Origin of the sequence: Thermocrispum agreste DSM 44070, assembly GCF_000427905.1 — a bacterium.
Lineage (GTDB): Bacteria > Actinomycetota > Actinomycetes > Mycobacteriales > Pseudonocardiaceae > Thermocrispum > Thermocrispum agreste.
The window spans coordinates 145,404-162,675 of record NZ_ATYX01000008.1 but is presented as its reverse complement, the minus strand read 5'-3'; the positions used below and the strand labels follow the sequence as shown (position 1 = coordinate 162,675).

17 protein-coding genes are annotated in these 17,272 nt (G+C 69.8%); 5 read left to right on the top strand and 12 right to left on the bottom strand.

The window, feature by feature from the left end; all coding sequences use genetic code 11:
• Positions 1–81 precede the first annotated feature (81 nt).
• The 3 genes from YWY_RS0106805 to YWY_RS0106795 all read right to left on the bottom strand — a co-directional run bounded on the left by YWY_RS0106805 (position 82) and on the right by YWY_RS0106795 (position 2,466).
• Positions 82–816: a GGDEF domain-containing protein gene (locus YWY_RS0106805; protein ID WP_245566580.1), complete on the bottom strand. Its 735-nt coding sequence runs from the start codon at positions 814–816 to the stop codon at positions 82–84.
• A 376-nt stretch (positions 817–1,192) separates the two neighbouring features.
• Positions 1,193–1,816 (bottom strand): class I SAM-dependent methyltransferase, encoded by a 624-nt coding sequence (locus YWY_RS0106800; protein WP_028846991.1) that lies wholly within the window; start codon positions 1,814–1,816, stop codon positions 1,193–1,195.
• Complete coding sequence (locus YWY_RS0106795) at positions 1,813–2,466, bottom strand: TetR/AcrR family transcriptional regulator (RefSeq protein WP_028846990.1); 654 nt, start codon at positions 2,464–2,466, stop codon at positions 1,813–1,815. The genes YWY_RS0106800 and YWY_RS0106795 overlap by 4 nt, the downstream gene beginning before the upstream one ends.
• Positions 2,467–2,564: 98 nt before the next feature.
• On the opposite strand from YWY_RS0106795, the gene YWY_RS20685 reads away from it, so the two are divergent.
• Positions 2,565–3,998: a cytochrome P450 gene (locus tag YWY_RS20685; RefSeq protein ID WP_051309957.1), complete on the top strand. Its 1,434-nt coding sequence runs from the start codon at positions 2,565–2,567 to the stop codon at positions 3,996–3,998.
• Positions 3,999–4,063: 65 nt separating this feature from the next.
• Here the strand turns inward: YWY_RS20685 and YWY_RS20680 are convergent, their stop codons facing one another.
• From YWY_RS20680 to YWY_RS0106760, 6 genes are all read right to left on the bottom strand, one after another.
• Positions 4,064–4,870, bottom strand: a complete 807-nt coding sequence (locus YWY_RS20680) for an aminoglycoside adenylyltransferase domain-containing protein (RefSeq protein WP_051309956.1) — start codon at positions 4,868–4,870, stop codon at positions 4,064–4,066.
• Complete coding sequence (gene dusB, locus YWY_RS0106780) at positions 4,863–6,005, bottom strand: tRNA dihydrouridine synthase DusB (RefSeq protein ID WP_028846989.1); 1,143 nt, start codon at positions 6,003–6,005, stop codon at positions 4,863–4,865. Before dusB ends, YWY_RS20680 begins: the two co-directional genes overlap by 8 nt.
• 258 nt (positions 6,006–6,263) lie before the next feature.
• Complete coding sequence (locus YWY_RS0106775; RefSeq protein ID WP_028846988.1) at positions 6,264–7,034, bottom strand: MerR family transcriptional regulator; 771 nt, start codon at positions 7,032–7,034, stop codon at positions 6,264–6,266.
• A gap of 162 nt (positions 7,035–7,196) precedes the next feature.
• Entirely contained in the window at positions 7,197–8,033 is an 837-nt protein-coding gene (locus tag YWY_RS0106770; protein ID WP_051309944.1) for an ABC transporter permease, read from the bottom strand.
• The gene (locus tag YWY_RS20675; RefSeq protein ID WP_038044665.1) at positions 8,030–9,034 is read right to left on the bottom strand and encodes a daunorubicin resistance protein DrrA family ABC transporter ATP-binding protein; all 1,005 of its coding nucleotides are present in this window, start codon (positions 9,032–9,034) and stop codon (positions 8,030–8,032) included. Before YWY_RS20675 ends, YWY_RS0106770 begins: the two co-directional genes overlap by 4 nt.
• A 231-nt stretch (positions 9,035–9,265) precedes the next feature.
• Positions 9,266–10,630 carry an acetyl-CoA C-acetyltransferase gene (locus tag YWY_RS0106760; protein WP_028846986.1) on the bottom strand — a complete coding sequence of 455 codons (1,365 nt, stop codon included), beginning with the start codon at positions 10,628–10,630 and terminating at the stop codon, positions 9,266–9,268.
• A gap of 110 nt (positions 10,631–10,740) precedes the next feature.
• On the opposite strand from YWY_RS0106760, the gene YWY_RS0106755 reads away from it, so the two are divergent.
• Together YWY_RS0106755 and YWY_RS0106750 are read left to right on the top strand one after the other, a co-directional pair.
• Positions 10,741–12,096, top strand: coding sequence for a 3-oxoacyl-ACP reductase (locus YWY_RS0106755; protein ID WP_028846985.1), 1,356 nt, complete (start codon positions 10,741–10,743; stop codon positions 12,094–12,096).
• Between the two features lie 2 nt (positions 12,097–12,098).
• A complete protein-coding gene (locus YWY_RS0106750) occupies positions 12,099–12,980 on the top strand; it encodes a MaoC/PaaZ C-terminal domain-containing protein (RefSeq protein WP_051309943.1) in 882 nt (293 codons plus the stop codon).
• A gap of 13 nt (positions 12,981–12,993) precedes the next feature.
• Here the strand turns inward: YWY_RS0106750 and YWY_RS0106745 are convergent, their stop codons facing one another.
• Complete coding sequence (locus YWY_RS0106745; RefSeq protein WP_028846983.1) at positions 12,994–13,659, bottom strand: TetR/AcrR family transcriptional regulator; 666 nt, start codon at positions 13,657–13,659, stop codon at positions 12,994–12,996.
• Between the two features lie 90 nt (positions 13,660–13,749).
• Between YWY_RS0106745 and YWY_RS20670 the strand changes: the two genes are divergently transcribed.
• Positions 13,750–14,232, top strand: a complete 483-nt coding sequence (locus YWY_RS20670) for an SCP2 sterol-binding domain-containing protein (protein ID WP_342665096.1) — start codon at positions 13,750–13,752, stop codon at positions 14,230–14,232.
• A 23-nt stretch (positions 14,233–14,255) separates the two neighbouring features.
• Positions 14,256–14,861, top strand: coding sequence for an SCP2 sterol-binding domain-containing protein (locus tag YWY_RS0106735; protein ID WP_169725222.1), 606 nt, complete (start codon positions 14,256–14,258; stop codon positions 14,859–14,861).
• Between the two features lie 29 nt (positions 14,862–14,890).
• Here YWY_RS0106735 and YWY_RS0106730 read toward each other — a convergent pair whose 3' ends face one another.
• A complete protein-coding gene (locus YWY_RS0106730; RefSeq protein WP_028846981.1) occupies positions 14,891–15,355 on the bottom strand; it encodes an FxsA family protein in 465 nt (154 codons plus the stop codon).
• Positions 15,356–15,849: 494 nt separating this feature from the next.
• Positions 15,850–17,268 (bottom strand): dihydrolipoamide acetyltransferase family protein, encoded by a 1,419-nt coding sequence (locus tag YWY_RS0106725; protein ID WP_028846980.1) that lies wholly within the window; start codon positions 17,266–17,268, stop codon positions 15,850–15,852.
• Positions 17,269–17,272: the final 4 nt, after the last annotated feature.

The window sequence follows — 17,272 nt, the reverse complement described above, 5'->3', positions numbered from 1 at the left end:
ATATCACCGCAATGGAGCAGAACACAATGGCGCGGTCCAACGCTGTGACGAAATCGCTGGTCGGTGTGCCCAATCGCGCCGTTACCGGTCACCGTCGCCGGTGTTCGCCAGCTTGATCGTGTCGGCCATCCGATAGCTGACCGCGTTGCGGCCGGCGCGCTTTGCGGCATAGAGGGCTTCGTCGGCCAGCCCGAGACACAGTTCGGTGTCGGCCGGGTAGTCGCCGCCGCCGATGTGGACCACGCCCGCGCTGATCGTCACCCGGAGATCGGGTGCCAGCATCGTCCACGGATGCGCGGCCACCCGGCGGCGCGTCCGTTCCACGCAGCTCACCGCGGCTTGCGCCGTCGTTGCCGGCAGGACGAGCACGAATTCCTCACCGCCGTACCGGGCGCAGAAGCCGCCGTTGGGCAGTTCGGATTGCAGCAGCCGGACCACTTGGCGCAGTACGCGGTCGCCGATCAGGTGCCCGTGCCGGTCGTTGACGTCCTTGAACAGGTCCAGGTCGACGAGCGCGACCGCAATGCCGGGGCTGCGCGGGTCCGCGGAATGCTCGGCCAGCAGTTCCGCGAGCCGTTGGTCCAGATAGCGGCGGTTGTACGCAGCGGTCAGCGAGTCGCGCATGCTGGCGTGCAACGCGGCCGCGTGGGCGCGGTGCAGCTCGGCCACCTGCATCCGGAACTGCTCGGGAACGACCGGGCCGGCGTTCTCGGCCTCGCGCGCCAGGCGCAAGGCCGCGTGCATGTGCGAGTACGCCCGCTTCCAGTTGCCCTGGACGGCCAGCAGCTTGGCGATCGACTCGTGCAGCGCGATCAAATCGGCCGGTGATGCGCCGTTGCCGTTCGGCCCCAGTTGCGGGTGGCCTGCTGCCGACGACAGGGCGGAAGCGGTTGGAATGCGACTGGCTTCCGGTCCATGCATCCGCGCCCCGCCTCCCTGATGTTCGTAATGTGTTTCGACGGATTCGCGAATGCGCTTGAGGTGCCGTCCCCCGTGGTGGCGAGAACATCACTCGATCGGCGGGTGAGCGTGGTCACAGTCGTGCTCTCGATCGGTGCGGCCGCGCCGACGCCACCCGCAGTTCTCGTGCGCCTTCCCCAGTTCCACCGACCGGCCCCCAGCGGCCGGGACAGCGCCCAGCAACACCACCCGGACACCGCGGCTTCTCCACCTCACGGATGCCGGTGCACGGTCACCGAACCGCTGGTTCCCGGGTCGCCACCAGGCGTTCGACCAGCCCGTACCGGAACCGTTCGACCTGCTGCACGGTGTAGCCGCGGGCTTGGACCGACAGCAGGGGACGTCGCCGGAAGTTCTCCCCGGCCAGCGGCACCGTGATGCGCTCGAGGAGCCATTGCCCGGCGCGCAGGAATCGGTTCGTGGAGACGACGTGGTCGACGAGGATGAGCCTGCCGCCGTCGCGCAGCACCCGGTCGATTTCGTCCAGGGCGGCTTCGTGGTCCGGGATGGCGCACAGGCCGAACGTGCACACCACCGTGTCGAAGCTGTCGTCGGCCAGGGGGAGGCGCTGAGCGTCGGCTCGCAGCAGGGTGATCGGGCGTCCGAGGCCGGTGGCTCGCCGTTCGGCCAGGGCGAGCATCTGTGCGCTGAAGTCGATGCCGGTGAGCCGCACGTCCGGCGGGTAGTGGGGCAGGTTGAGCCCGGTGCCGACGGCGACCTCGAGCACGTTGCCGCGCGCCTGCGAGCACGCCCACGACCGCGAGTCGCCGAACAGGCGCTTGTCCCAGCGCATCATCTCGGCGTCGTGGCGTGCGGACTGGCGGTCCCAGTACCGCGCCCAGCGTGCCCGGTTCATCGCCTGCTCACCCTGGCCGCCAGGTCGGGAAGGGTGCGTGCCGAGGTCAGCAGGAACTCGTGGCACAAGTCGATCAGGCCGTCCCGGTCCAGGTCGAGGCCGCCGTCCAGCCAGACCAAGATCATTTCCGCCACGCCGCCGGTGAACAGCAACGCGAAGGCCTGCCGCACCACTTCGCTGTCCGGCGGCATGTCGAGCAGGGTCGCGGCTTGCTCGGCGACGACGTCGGCGATGGTGCGCATCGCGCGGAACCGCAGCCGCATCAACGTCTCGCTGGCGTGCGCTTCGGCGAAGACGAACCGGGCCCGCCTGGGGTCGTCGGTGAACGCCCTGATGATCGTGGCCACGCCCGCGTGCGATTTCGCGGCGAGGTCGTCCGGCGCTTCTCGCACCGCACGCAGCGTCTTCTGCAATGCGTCGTCGACCAGTTCGGCGTGCACCGCCGCGGCCAGTTCGTCGAGGTCGGCGAAGCTTTCGTAGAAGAAGCGCGGGCCGACCCGGGCCCGTTCGCACACACCGCGCAGCGTGGTCTGCGCCCAGCCCTGGGTGCCGATGAGCTCCAGCGCCGCGTCCATCAGGCGGCGCCTGCGCTGGGCGCGCCGTTCCTCGGCGGTCGCTCCGCGATAGATGCCTGTCGCCGCTCTGGTCACCTCGCCGAGTCTGCCACACGGGCGATATTAGGAAACGAATGTTTACGGAAACGTTTGATTCCGCTATGGTGCGCATCACGCCTGATGTTGGAGGGCCGATGACAGCGACGCTCGCATCAACGGTGAAGTCGACGGTGGTCCGCCGCGTGCACACCACCCTGGCCACGGCGTCGAAGCGGGTGCAGGCGCCGGTGCAGCCGCTGGCCACGCCGCCGCCCGGCAGTGGGCTCGAACCGGTGCTCGGCGACGCCGGTCCGCCGCTGCTCGGCTACTCGCTGGTGGTGACCAGCGACCTGCTCAGCTTCGCCAGGGAGCGGTACCGGCGGTTCGGGCCGGTGCACTGGGTCGGCGGATTCGGCACCAAGATGGTGATCGTGCTCGGCCCGGAGCCGATCGGCCGGGTGCTGGTGAACCGGGACAAGGCGTTCGCCAACGGCCCCGGGTGGGAGTACTTCATCGGACCGTTCTTCCACCGCGGCGTGATGCTGATGGACTTCGACGAGCACCATCGGCATCGGCGGATCATGCAGCAGGCGTTCACCAGGGACCGCCTGCTCGGCTACCTGGACGTGATGAACCCGGCCATCGCGCGCGGCCTGGCGCAGTGGCAGCCGCGCGGCCGGTTCCCGATCTATCCCGCCCTCAAGCGGTTGACGTTGGACATCGCCACCGAGGTTTTCGTCGGCGGCAAGCTCGGGCCGGAGGCGGACCGGCTGAACGAGGCCTTCGTGGACACGGTGCGCGGAGGCCAGGCGCTGATCCGGGCGGATGTGCCCGGCGGGATCTGGCGGCGAGGCCTGCGTGCCAGGCGGCAGCTGGAGCGGTACTTCGCCGAGCGCATCCCGGCCAAGCGGGCGGGCGGCGGCAGCGACCTGTTCAGCGTGCTGTGCCGGGCGGAGACCGACGACGGCCAGCGGTTCACCGACGCCGACGTGGTCAACCACATGATCTTCCTGCTCATGGCCGCGCACGACACCAGTACGGTCACCGCCGCGATGATGGCCTACTACCTGGGCAAGCACCCGGAGTGGCAGGAGCGGGTGCGGGCCGAGTCGATGGCGCTGGGCACCGAGCGGATCGGGTACGCGGACCTGGACCGGCTGCGGTCGCTGGACCTGGTGTTGAAGGAGTCGCTGCGGATGTCCGCGCCCGTGGGGGTGCTGATGCGCCGGGCGATCGCCGACACCGAGCTGGAAGGCCGCTACATCCCGGCAGGCGCCCGGGTGGTGCTGGGGGTGTACCCGACGCAGCGGATGGAGCCGTGGTGGTCGAACCCGGACGTGTTCGACCCGGAGCGGTTCGCCGAGCCGCGGCGGGAGGACAAGTCGCACCGGTTCGCCTGGATGCCGTTCGGCGGCGGCGCGCACAAGTGCATCGGCATGCACTTCGGGACCATGGAAGTGAAGGCGATCATGCACCAGCTGTTGCTCCGCTACACCTGGTCGGTCCCGGAGGACTACGAACCACCGATGACCTACGGCACCGGGCCGATCCCGGCCGACGGGCTGCCGCTGCGCATGCGGGCGATCTGAGCTGGCTGGGGCGGGCTGGTCGGGCGGCGATTCGTCGACGACGTGCGGCGTCCGCCCTGGCGGACCTACCGCACAGGGGTGGTTTTCGGCGGGCGCTTGCCGGGCATGCGGCCGACCCGGCGGCCGATCTCCATCGCCATGAACTCCGCGCACTCCCGGGCGCGGGCGGCAAGTGGGCCAGGCCATGTCTCGTCGGCGTAGGTGCAACCGCGATACAGCTCGATGGCATGCCGCAGGACCGGCCGGTGTTCTTCCGGGAGCAGTGGCAGCGCCCACTCGGCGGCTGCGTCCTTGGCCAGCAGCCGGCCGGTGGATCCCGTGGCCCAGATGCGCGCCAGGGTCAGCAGGACGTTGCGCCGATCGCCGTCGAACTCGGCGAGCAGCTCGGGGACGGTTGCCACGCCCGCTTCGACCACGTCGCGGTGCGGCACGGGGGCTGTCACCACGTCGGCAGGCGGCCCGAAGATCGGGCGTCCGCACTCCCGCGCCTGCGCCAGCTGCACGGCAAGGTCGGGCAGCGGATGTGGCGGAAGCGGGCCGCGCGCTTCCAGCTCCTGGCGCAACCATTCGCCGTAGACGAAGTCGGCCTTCGGCGGATACCGCCAGGGGACGATGTCCGTGCGCACGACGACGGTCATGTCGATCGGACGCACGTCGACAGCGACGCCGGACATGTCGAGCAGGCCAGCCAGCAGCGCTGTCCGCTCCTGCCCGCGCAAGCTGCGGTCGGTGACCAGGAGCAAGTCCAGGTCGCTGGCCGGCCGCAGCTCGGACGACGTGGCCGAGCCGTGCAGGTAGAGGCCGATGGCCGGCGCGCCGACGACGTCGGTGACCAGCTGGGTGACGGCTGCCAGCTGCGCGGAACTATCCACCGGAGTGCATCATGTCGGCGCCTTCCGGCACGCTCGGGTCGTCCGGGTCGTCCAGCCACCCGTGCGGGAGGGTGACCTTGCCCGGGGAACCCTGGCGGCCGCGCGGCCCGGTCGCCGCCTCCGGGAAGGGCGCCTCGTGATCCAGCTGGGCGATCAGCTCGTCCAGCTCGGCCAGGCTGCTCACCATCGCGAACTTGCGGCGCAGCTCGGAACCGACCGGGAAGCCCATGAAGTACCAGGCCATGTGCTTGCGCAGGTCCCGCATGGCCTTGTCGTGGCCGTCGTGCTCGATCAGCAGCTCGGCGTGCCTGCGCAGCACCTTGGCCACTTCGCCCAGCTTCGGCCCCGGCGGGATCGGACGCCCGGCGAAGGCGGCTTCCAGCTCGCCGAACAGCCACGGCCTGCCCAGGCAGCCGCGGCCGACGACCACTCCGTCGCAGCCGGTCTGCTCGACCATGCGCAGGGCGTCGTGTGCGGTGAAGATGTCACCGTTGCCCAGCACCGGGATGCTGGTGACCGCTTCCTTGAGCCGGGCGATGTGCGACCAGTCGGCCTTGCCCGAGTAGCGCTGCGCGGCGGTGCGGGCATGCAGGGCGACGGCGGCCGCGCCCTCCTGCTCGGCGATCCGGCCTGCGTCCAAGTACGTGTGGTGGTCGTCGTCGATGCCGACGCGGAACTTCACGGTGAACGGGGCACCGTAGGGCTCGGCGGCGGCGACCGCGGCGGCCACGATCTTGCCGAACAGCCGCCGCTTGTAGGGCAGCGCGGCGCCTCCGCCCTTGCGGGTCACCTTCGCCACCGGGCAACCGAAGTTGGCGTCGATGTGGTCGGCCAGCCCCTCGCCCAGCACGATCTTGACGGCTTCCGCGATCGTGGCCGGGTCCACACCGTAGAGCTGCATGGACCGCGGATACTCGCCGGGTGCGAAGCTCATCATGTGGAAGGTGCCGGGGTGGCGCTCCACCACCGCCCGCGCGGTGATCATCTCGCAGACGTACAGACCTGCCCCGTACTCCCGGCACAGCTGCCGATACGCCCGGTTGGTGATGCCCGCCATCGGGGCGAGCACGACCGGCGGATCGACCTCGAAACGGCCGATTCGCAACGGCTGGGCTGGTGCAGGCACATCGTCCAGGTTAACTGCCCGGTCCTGCCGGCCAGATCCGCCCGTTGTCGCAGGTGACCGTGGTCATCGTGGTGCGCGCCCGGCCCGGGTCTGGCGCACCTTCACCTGACCACCCGGAGGACGGGCATCGTGGTGCGCGCGACCCGGGTGAAGCGTGCCGGTCCCAGGTCCTGGCCGGGCTGCTGCTCGGGCGGCCGCCGGGCGTGGGCAAGGCCGTCGTGGACAGCGGCGGATGGCCGGGTCCGCGGCCCCGGCCATCAGGTGTCACTACAGGTTGGCTTCGGCGTAGGCCTTCATGGCGTCCCGGACGAACGCCGCCGTGCCCTCGCCGTGCTTGTCGTAATTCTTGGTGAAGCGCGGATCGTCGACGTACATCTGACCGATGCAGGTGAACTGCTCCGCCGACGGCTGCTTGCCGCCCCAGGCGTTGGTGATCCACTCGAGGTGACGGCGGGTGATCTCCTGCACCTGCTTGCTCGCCGGGGTCTCCCCGGCCTGGTACGCCTTGGCGTAGTCGGCCGCGATGGACTCCTGCCTGCGCTGGAACTCGCGCTGCTCGTCCTTCGACAGCGAGCGCCACCAGCGGTCGCTGCTCTCGTAGGCCTCCTTGCCCCACCGTTGGACGACTTCGTCCTTGTACTGCGTGTGGTCGAAGCCGTCGAACGCTTCGTCTGCCATGATCGGCTCCCCTTTCTCCAGTGCGTCCAGGGTTCGGCGAACCGACGCGATCTGCCTGGCCAGGCGAGCCCTTTCGTGTTCGAGCCAGTCCAGGTGCGCCCGCAGGGCGGCGCGCGAGTCCTGCTCGCCGTCCAGCACCTCGACGATGGCGTCCAACCCGAGGCCGAGATCGCGCAGCAGCAAGATGCGCTGCAGTCGCACCAGCGACTCCTGGTCGTAGTACCGGTAGCCGTTGCTGCCCACCCGGCTCGGTCTCAGCAGCCCACGCTCGTCGTAGTAACGCAGCGTCCGGCTGGTGGTCCCGGCCGCTCTGGCGATCTCCTGGATGGACCACTCGGACGTGGCTCTCGCGGCGGTCACTGTTCCCTCCTTACGCCGACCACGGTAGGAGTTGACGTAACGTCAAGGTCCACCGATTTGTCGACGCTGTTTATGTGGCCTCGATCACACTGACCATCATGCAATCTGGCCCTCTCTAGCGGAATCACTAGAGAGGGCCAGAGATCTCTACCGCGACCGGGGCTACTTCGCCGCGACCTTGCGGTACTTGGCCACGGCCAGCGGCATGAACACGACCAGCAGCACCAGGCAGCTGATCAGCGCGTACAGCGTGGGGTTCTGCTGCGCCCAGGCGTCCGTCGGCGGCCGCAGCTGGTAGTTGCCGAACAGCGACCGCACCGAGTCGGACAGCGCACTGATCGGGTTCCACTCCGCGAACGCCTGCAGCGGCCCCGGCAGCCGGTCGGCCGCCACGAACACCGTGGAGATGAACGTCACCGGGAAGATCCAGATGAACCCGGCGCTCTGCGCCACCTCCACGCTGCCGGAGATCAGGCCGACCAGCGCCCCGATCCAGGCCATCACGAAGGCGAACAGGATCAGCACCGCGTAGGCCAGCACCGCGTCGGTGAAGCTGCCCCGGATCCGCCACCCGATGACCAGGCCGCACAGCGACATCACCAGCAGGCCGAGCAGCGTCACCGCCAGGTCGGCCATGGTGCGGCCGATGAGCACCGCTGCCGGGGACATGGGCAGCGAGCGGAACCGGTCGATGATGCCCTTCTGCAGGTCGTTGGCCATCCCGATGACGGTGAACGCGGAGTTGAACGCCACCGTCTGGACGAAGATGCCGCCCATCAGGAAGTCCCGGTACATCACCGGGTCGTCGCCGATGCTGCCGCCGAAGACGTAGGCGAACAGCAGCACGAACATGATCGGCTGCACGGTGGCGCTCAGCAGCAGCTCCGGGTTGCGGCGGACGTTCATCAGGTTCCGCCACATGATCGTGCCGCCGTCGCTGAACGTGCGCGCCAGCGCGCCACCGAAGCCGCCCTGCGGAGTCAGCGCGAGCGTGGTCATGCCTTCACCTTCTTCTTGCTCGTGGTGCCGGACTCCGCCGCCGCTTCCTCGGCCGCGTGCCCGGTCAGCGCCAGGAAGACGTCGTCGAGGGTCGGCCGGTGCAGCGCCACGTCGTTGACCACGACGCTGTGCTGATCGAGCCTGCGCAGCGCCTCGATCAGCGCCTTGGTGCCGGTGTCCACCAGCACTTCGGCTCGACGGGTGTGTTGGTCGACGTGCGGTTCGCCGGAGCCGACGTCGGCCAGGACCTGCTGCGCCAGCGGCAGGTCGGCCGCGTCGTCCACGACCAGCTCCAGCCGCTCCCCGCCGATCTGGGCCTTCAGCTGGTCGGCGGTGCCGCGGGCGATCACCTTGCCGTGGTCGATCACCATGATCGTGTCGGCCAGCTGGTCGGCTTCCTCCAAGTACTGCGTGGTCAGCAGCACCGTGGTGCCGTCGTCGACCAGTTCGGAGATGACCTCCCACATGTCGATCCGGCTGCGCGGGTCGAGCCCGGTGGTCGGCTCGTCGAGCGCCACGACGGGTGGCTTGGCCACCAGGGCCCCAGCCAGGTCGAGCCGGCGGCGCATACCGCCGGAGTAGCCCTTCGCCGGCCGGTCGGCGTCCTCGGTCAGCCGGAACCGTGCCAGAAGTTCGCGGGCCCGCGCCCGCGCCGTGGAGCGGTTCATGCCGTACAGCCTGCCGACCATGTAGAGGTTCTCGGCGCCGGTGAGATGTTCGTCGACCGCCGCATACTGGCCGGACAGGCCGATCGAGCGGCGCACCTTGTCCGGCTCGGTCAGCACGTCGTGGCCCGCGACGTACGCCCGACCTGCGTCGGGCCGCAACAACGTGGTCAGGATGCGGACGGTGGTGGTCTTGCCAGCACCGTTCGGGCCGAGCAGACCGAGCACTGTGCCCTTCGGGATCTCCAGGTCGACGCCGTTCAGCGCCTTCGTCGATCCGAAGGACTTGACCAGGCCCTCGGCCCGTACCGCGATGTCGGATGCGCCAGTAGCCATGGCGAAGAACGTACGGACGAAGAAAGTGCCTGTCGTCCGGTTTTCTCCCTGAACTCGGCCTGAACCGACCCTGAGATTTTCTCAGGGATGAAGGAGAACGTGCAGGTCAGCGTGGTTGTCGGTGGCATGCACGGCCGAGGGTCGTGCATGGCCACGGCTACAAGAAACACGTCGGCGGCGCGAACGTACCGCTCGCGCCGCCGACGCCCCAGCGGATGGGCCGGGCTCGTCTTACCGCTCGAGAATGGCCGTCACGCCTTGACCGCCCGCCGCGCAGATGGAGATCAGTCCGCGGCCGGAGCCCTTCTCGTACAGCGCCTTGGCCAGCGTGCCGACGATCCGGCCGCCGGTCGCCGCGAACGGGTGCCCAGCGGCCAGCGAGCCACCGTTGACGTTCAGCTTGCTCCGGTCGATGCTGCCCAGCGGCTCGTCCAGGCCCAGCTTCTCCTTGGCGAAGCCGGGGTCCTCCCACGCCTTGAGGGTGGCCAGCACCTGGGAAGCGAACGCCTCGTGGATCTCGTAGAAGTCGAAGTCCTGCAGGGCAAGGCCGGCCCTGGCCAGCATGCGCGGCACCGCGTAGGCAGGTGCCATCAGCAGGCCCTCGTCTCCGTGCACGTAGTCCACGGCGGCCGTCTCGCAGAACGTCAGGTACGCCAGCACCGGCAGCCTGCGCTCCTTGGCCCATTCCTCGGTGGCCAGCAGCACCACCGAGGCGCCGTCGGACAGCGGCGTGGAGTTCCCGGCGGTCATGGTGCCGTTCTCGCCGCCGAAGACCGGCTTGAGCTTGGCCAGCTTCTCCACCGACGTGTCCGGGCGCAGGTTCTGGTCACGGGTGAGCTTCAAGAACGGCGTGATCAGGTCGTCGTAGAAGCCACGCTCGTAGGCCGCGGCGAGGTTGCGGTGCGACGCCACGGTGAGCTCGTCCTGCTCCTTGCGCGTGATCCCCCACGCCTTCGCGGTCAGCGCCGCGTGCTCACCCATGGACAGGCCGGTGCGCGGCTCGGCGTTGCGCGGGATCTCCGGCACGATGTGCCCGGGACGCAGCTTGGCCAGCAGCTTGAGCCGCTGCGCAGGCGTCTTGGCCGCATTGACCTGGATGAGCAGCTTGCGCAGGTCGTCGTTGACCGCCAGCGGGGCGTCCGATGTGGTGTCCACACCACCGGCGATGGCCGAGTCGATCTGGCCGAGCGCGATCTTGTTCGCCACGTTGATGATGGCCTGCAGCCCGGTGCCGCACGCCATCTGCACGTCGAACGCCGGGGTCTGCGGGGACAGCGCGCTGCCGAGCACGGTCTCCCTGGCCAGGTTGAAGTCCCTGGAGTGCTTCAGCACCGCGCCGGCGGCGAACTCGCCGATCCGTTCCCCGGCCAGCCCGAACCGGCTGACCAGGCCGTTCAGCGCGGCGGTGAGCATGTCCTGGTTGGACGCCGTGGCGTACGGGCCGTTGGAGCGGGCGAACGGGATCCGGTTCGCGCCGACGATGGCGACCTTGCGGACCGACCCGCGGCTGCCGCCCGCCTTGCCGGCTGCCCTGCTCGTCCTGGTGGATCTGCTCGATGCGGTCTTGCTCGATCCGGCCTGGCTCGATGTGGCCATTGTCGCTCCCTGCGTCTCGTCCTCGTGGTAGCGATCGTAACCTACCCGCGAGTAGGTTAGGCTGTGCGATACCGCACGCCAGTCGGGAACCACCCAGGAGGCAGCACGTCATGGCTGACAAATATCAGCGGTTCACCCAGTCCCCGGTGGGCAAGTGGCTCGCCCCTCGGCTCGGGCTCCCACAGCCTGCCCCGTTGCGGCGGTACCGGCCGGGGCAACCTCCCCTCGAGGGTCCCGCAGTTGTCGGCGGCGCGCCAGGCGGCCGGCTGGCGAAGGTGATCACCGAGCAGATCACCGGTGCGGGCATCGACGTGCTCGACGAGTCCGAGCGTCCCGGCGACCGCAAGTACGGGGCGCTGGTCTTCGACGCTTCCGGGATCACCGACCCGGCGCAGCTGCGCGAGGTCTACGCGTTCTTCAAGCCGCGCCTGCGGTCGCTGGGCGCATGCGGGCGCACCGTGGTGCTCGGCACCCCGCCGGAGCTGACCTCCGGCCGCGAGCGGATCGCGCAGCGCGCGCTGGAGGGCTTCACCCGCTCGCTGGGCAAGGAGCTGATCAAGGGGTCGACGTCGCAGCTGGTGTACGTCGCGCCGGGCAGCGAAGAGGCCACCGAGTCGACCATGCGCTTCCTGCTCAGCGCGAAGTCGGCGTTCGTCGACGGGCAGGTCATCCGGATCGGCACCGCGGGCACCGCGGGCGCGAAGGTGACCCCGCCCGCCGACTGGGCCAAGCCGTTGGACGGCAAGGTCGCGCTGGTCACCGGCGCTTCACGCGGGATCGGCGCGGCGATCGCCGAGACCCTGGCCAGGGACGGCGCGAAGGTCGTGGTGCTGGACATCCCGGCCCAGGGCGCCGACCTGTCCGCGGTGGCCAACAGGATCGGCGGCAACGCGCTGCAGCTGGACGTCACCGCGGCGGACGCGGGCAAGACGCTGGTCGAGTACTTCTCCGAGCGCTTCGGCAAGCTCGACATCGTGGTGCACAACGCGGGCATCACGCGGGACAAGAAGCTGGTCAACATGGACGACGCCCGGTGGGACTCGGTGCTGTCGGTCAACCTGCTGAGCCAGCTGGCGATCAACGACGAGCTGCTGGCGTCCGACGTGCTCGGCGACGGCGCGCGGTTCATCGGGGTGTCGTCGGTGGCCGGCATCGGCGGCAACCTCGGCCAGACCAACTACGCCACGTCCAAGGCGGGCGTCATCGGCATGGTCGACGTCACCGCGCCGGAGATGGCCGAGCGCGGCTACACGTTCAACGCCGTGGCGCCCGGCTTCATCGAGACCCAGATGACCGCGGCCATCCCGGTGATGATCCGTGAGCCCGCCCGCCGCCTGTCCAGCCTGGCGCAGGGCGGCCAGCCGGTCGACGTCGCCGAGACGATCGCCTACTTCGCCAACCCCGCATCGGCCGCGGTCAACGGCAATGTGCTGCGGGTGTGCGGCCAGGCACTGATCGGAGCGTGACCATGGGCACCGGTACTGCACAGGACGTCGTCCGGGTCGACGCCCCGCAGAAGCTGTCCACGATGCTGGCCAAGTCGCTGGTCGCCACGGCGCTGCCCGGCCAGCGCAAGCCACGCCAGGCGAAGCTGCCGGGCACCGTGCTGGAGCGGCCGCACGTCGTGGTCGATCCCGCCCACCTGGCGGCCTACAACGAGGTGTGCGGGTTCCGGCTGGGCAACGAGCTGCCCGCCACCTACCCGCACATCCTGGCCTTCCCGCTGCAGATCCAGCTCATGACGCAGCCGACGTTCCCGTTCCCGCTGATCGGGCTGGTGCACCTGCGCAACGTGATCACGCAGCGGCGGCCGATGCGGGTCGACGAGGACTTCTCGCTGCGGGTCTGGGTGGAGAACCTGCGCCCGCACGACAAGGGCCAGCAGTTCGACTTCGTCTCGGAGGCGGTCGTGCCCGGCGAGGACGAGCCGGTGTGGCGGGACGTGTCCACCTACCTGCGGCGCAGCGGCAAGAAGTCGGACGGCAAGAAGGAGACCCAGCTGGCGCCGCCCGCCCCGAAGGCGATTTGGCGCATCCCGGCCGACATCGGCCGCCGCTATGCCGCGGTCTCCGGGGACAGCAACCCGATCCACCTGTACCCGGTTACGGCCAAGCTGCTCGGCTTCCCCAAGGCGATCGCGCACGGCATGTGGACCAAGGCGCACAGCCTGGCGGCGTTCGAGGGCAGGCTGCCCGAGGCGTTCGAGCTGGACGTGCGGTTCAAGTTGCCGGTGCTGCTGCCCGCCAAGGCGGCGTTCACCTCGTGGCAGCTGGACGACGGGTTCGCCTTCGAGCTGTGGGACGCGCGCAAGCCCAAGCCGTACCTGCAGGGCCGGATCACCGCGAAGTAGGTCCGGAGCGCGCTCAGGCGGGCGGGGTCAGGTCCTTGGGCGACCAGACCTCGCCCGCCACCAGATCGCCGAACCCGAGCCAGACCAGGTTCATCAGCCACGAGGCCAGCACGTCGGCGGGCACGCCGGGGTGGTCGAGCCACCAGTCGGCCAGCGACTCGGCCGCGCCGACCAGCGCGGCGGCCAGCGCCTCGCCGGACTTCTCCGCTTGCTCCCCGATGCCCTTCCGGGTACCGGAGGCCACCACCAGAGCGGCGACCAGTTCGATGGACCGGGAGCGCATCTGCGAGACCTCCTCGGCGAACTCGCCGCCGACGGCCAGCGCCTGCCGGTGCAGCACCATCCACGAACTGCGGTTCGAACCGACGAAGTGGAAGAACGAGCGCAGCCCGGTCCACAGCTGCATGTCCGGTTCCACGTCGTTGCGCACGCCGTCGGCGATCGCCTTCAGCAGCCGCTGCGCCTCCCGCCGGATGCAGGCGGCGAAGAGTTCTTCCTTCGAGCCGAGGTAGGCGTAGACCATCGGCTTGGACACGCCGGCGACCTCGGCGATCTCGTCCATCGACGCGGTGTGGTACCCGTGCCGCGAGAACACCTCCACCGCGGCGTCGGCGATCTGCCGCTCGCGTACTTCGCGGGGCAGGCGGCGCACGCGTCGTTTGCGTTCGGTCTCGGACACAGGCACCTCCGTGCGGGTGTGGCTTGCCCGCCAATCTACTCGTGAGTAGGTTATCCCGGCGAGTCGCTTGTCGAGCCACCTGGAGGCGTTGTGGACCACCGTGACGGGTTGGAGCTGGCCGAGCGCGTCGCCGGCACCGATTTGGCCACCGTCGACGCGAGCACGTTGATCGGCATGGTCGACTCCGCGCCGCGCAAGCAGCTCGAGGCGGCATTCGCCGACGAAACATTACGCCGCCGCCTGCTCGACGAGATCTTCCGCCGGATGACCACGCACGTGCGGACGGAGAAGGTTCGCGACATGCACGCCGTCGTGCGCTGGCGGTTGACCGGGGGCAGCGGTGAGGGCGGCTACGACCGTTACGAGTGCACGCTGGCCGACGGTGCCTGCACCGTCTCGCGGGAGAGGAGCCCGCAGCCGCGGGTGACCATCACGGTGTCCCCGGTGGATTTCGTGCGGCTGATCTGCCGGCAGACGACCCCGGCGGAGCTGTACGTCACGGGCAAGATCCAGGTCAAGGGTGACCTGGGCTTCGCGGCCGGGCTGATCGGCTATTTCGACCTGCCGCGATGAGGCCGATCCGGCAGCGGTGGGCCGTGCGACGGCGATGCCGGTGCGGCGGGCCGAAGCGGGGCGAGGTCGTCCGCGGCAAGGAACTCGATGCGCTGGCCGACGCGCTCGATCTGGCCAAGCTGACCGAGGACCAGTTCGTTCAGCTGCTCGCCGCGGTGCACATGCTCGACCGGGCGGACGCGGGGGTCAGCGTCTCGGCGATGAGCACGCAGTCGCTGGTCGACCTCATCGCGCGGGCGTCGAGGAAGCAGCTGAGGGCGGCCGCCGCGCGCCAGGAACTGCGTACGCTCCTGCTCGAGGAGCTGTTCCGGCGGATGGCCGACCATGTGGTGGCGGAGAAGACGCGGCACGTGGATGCGGTGGTCGAGTGGGTCGTGACCAGCGGCGATGCCGAACCGCTCCGGTACCAGACACGCGTCGTCGAAGGTGCTTGCGAGACGACGTCCGATCCGGTGTACACACCGGACGTGACGATCACGGCGGCTGCCGAGGACGTCCTGCGGTTGGCTGTGTCCGGAAACTCCCGGGCGCTGTCTTTGCTGGTCACCGGCAAGCTGAAGGTACGAGGTGATTTCGGCGTCGCTGCACGGTTCCTGGGCTACTTCGACATCCCGAAGCCGCGCGCGTGATCGTTGCGACGGGGTCCGTGCCGCCGCGGTCAGCCCTCGATGACGCGAGGCTGGTCGTCCGGACCGGTGGGCTTGTCCGAGCGGGGAGCCTCGGTACTCTCGACGACTTCCCCGTCGATCACCACCGTGCGGTGGCTGCGTACCCGGCCGGTCCGCGCCATCCGCCGGAGCCACGCCTTTCGCAGGACGGTGCGGGTCGGCGGCAGCAGCACCAGCAGGCCGAGCACGTCGGTGACGAAGCCCGGCAGGAAGATCAGCAGCCCGCCGAGCGTGACCAGCATGCCGTCGGTGATCTCCTGATGACCCGACCGGCCGCTGCGCGCCGCGTCCAGCAGCGCACGGATGGCCTTGCCGCCCTCGCGCCGAGCCAGCCACGAGCCGGCCACGGCACCGCCGATGAGCAGGACGATCGTCCACAGCGCGCCGACCAGCGAGGCCACCGCCCAGATGGCGGCCACTTCGACCACGAGGTACAGCAGGATCACTACGGCCATATCGGAAACAACGTAGTGCACTCGGCGCGCGTTCCCCAAGCACACCGGTGGCCTCCCGCCCGATCGCATGGATCGAAGGGGCAGCGGACGCGGCTTTCCGGCGGCACTGCTGTGGTCCGGCCATCGCCTGGTTCCGGGGGTCAAGTGACGACCCGCTGGTCGGGCGGCTCTGCGGCGGTTTGCTCGTGTTGGGCTCTTGGTGAGGGGTGCGCGGCTGGCCGGGCGGCACCGGGGCGATTCGGTCATGTCCGGCTCTCGGTCAAGAGAGATGCATCGCTGGCCGGCCGAGTGAAGCATGCGGGCTGCCCGACGCTCGGATCGAAGGGGAGGCGGTACGGCTTGACGACCGGCCGACACCGGGGGCCGTCCAGGCCGCACATCACAAGGTGAGGCTGGCTGGTCGGAGTGGGGCGCGCACGTGAACGGCCTCCCGTCCGGCCGCGTGGACCGGAGGGGAGGCCGTCGCACATCTCTTCGGCTCGAAGGCCGTCGGCTCAGAACGTCAGCGCCATGGCCGGGTCGCTGAGCAGCGCGCCGACGTCGGCCAGGAACTGCGAGCCCTGCTGCCCGTCGACGATCCGGTGGTCGAAGCTCAGCGCCAGCTGGCACACCTGGCGGACCGCCAGCTCGCCGTCGACCACCCACGGCATCTCGCGAATCGCGCCGAACGCCAGGATCGCCGACTCCCCCGGGTTGATGATCGGAGTGCCGGTGTCCACCCCGAACACGCCGACGTTGGTGATCGTGATGGTGCCGTTGACCATGTCCTCCGGCGGGGTCTTGCCTTCCCGCGCGGTGTTGGTCAGCTCCTCGAGCGCCTTCGCCAGCTCCACCAGCGACATCGCGTCCGCGTTGCGGATCTTCGGGACGACGAGCCCGCGCGGTGTCGCCGCGGCGACACCGAGGTGCACGTAGTCCTTGTAGACGATCTCGCCCGCTTCCTCGTCCCAGGTGGCGTTGACGTCCGGCGTGCGCTTGACGGCCATGCACATCGCCTTGGCCGCGAACGCCAGCGGCGTGAGCTTCACCCCGGCGAAATCCGGGTGCTTCTTCAGCCGCTCGCGCAGCTGCATCATCGGCGTGACGTCCACCGTGAGGAATTCGGTGACATGCGGCGCGGTGAACGCCGAGGACACCATCGCCTCCGCGGTCATCCGCCGCACACCCTTGATCGGCACCCGGCGCTCCCGGGCGCCGGCCGCCACCGCGGCACCGTTCACGCTTGCCGCAGCCGGCTGGGCGGTCTTCGCCTCGGCCGCCCGCTGCACGTCCTCGCGGGTGATGACGTCACCGCTGCTCGGCGTGATCGTGCGCAGGTCGATGCCGAGGTCCTTGGCCAGTTTGCGCACCGGCGGCTTGGCCAGCGGAACGTACTCGTGCGGCTTGACCTGAGGCAACGGCAGGGTGCCCGACGACGGCGCTTCGGTGGTGGTGGCCGCGTCACGCGGCGCGGTCGCAGTGGCCGCCGCGGCGGCTGGTGCTGCTGCCGCGCTCCCGCCACCGGCCGCCGCTGCCGCCTTCCGGCGGCGGCGCCGCTTGCTGGTGACCTCCTTGGCGCCGGAGCCCACCAGCGGTTTCATCTCTTCTTCCGCAGCCGGTTCGGGAGCGGACCCGTTGACCGAGGCCGCTTGCGCCCCGGTCGGGGCGCCGGACGACCCGGTCCCGTCCGGGTCCACGTCGATGGTCAGCAGGTTGGTGCCGACCTCCACCACCTGACCGGGTTCCACGTGCAGCTCGGTGACCACACCCGACCACGGAATCGGCAGCTCGACGGCGGCCTTCGCGGTCTCGATCTCCACCACGATCTGGTTGACCTCGACCTTGTCGCCCGGCTGCACCTTCCAGTCGACGATCTCCGCCTCGGTCAGGCCCTCCGCGGTGTCGGCGAGCGGGAACTGCTTGTACTCAGGCATCGGC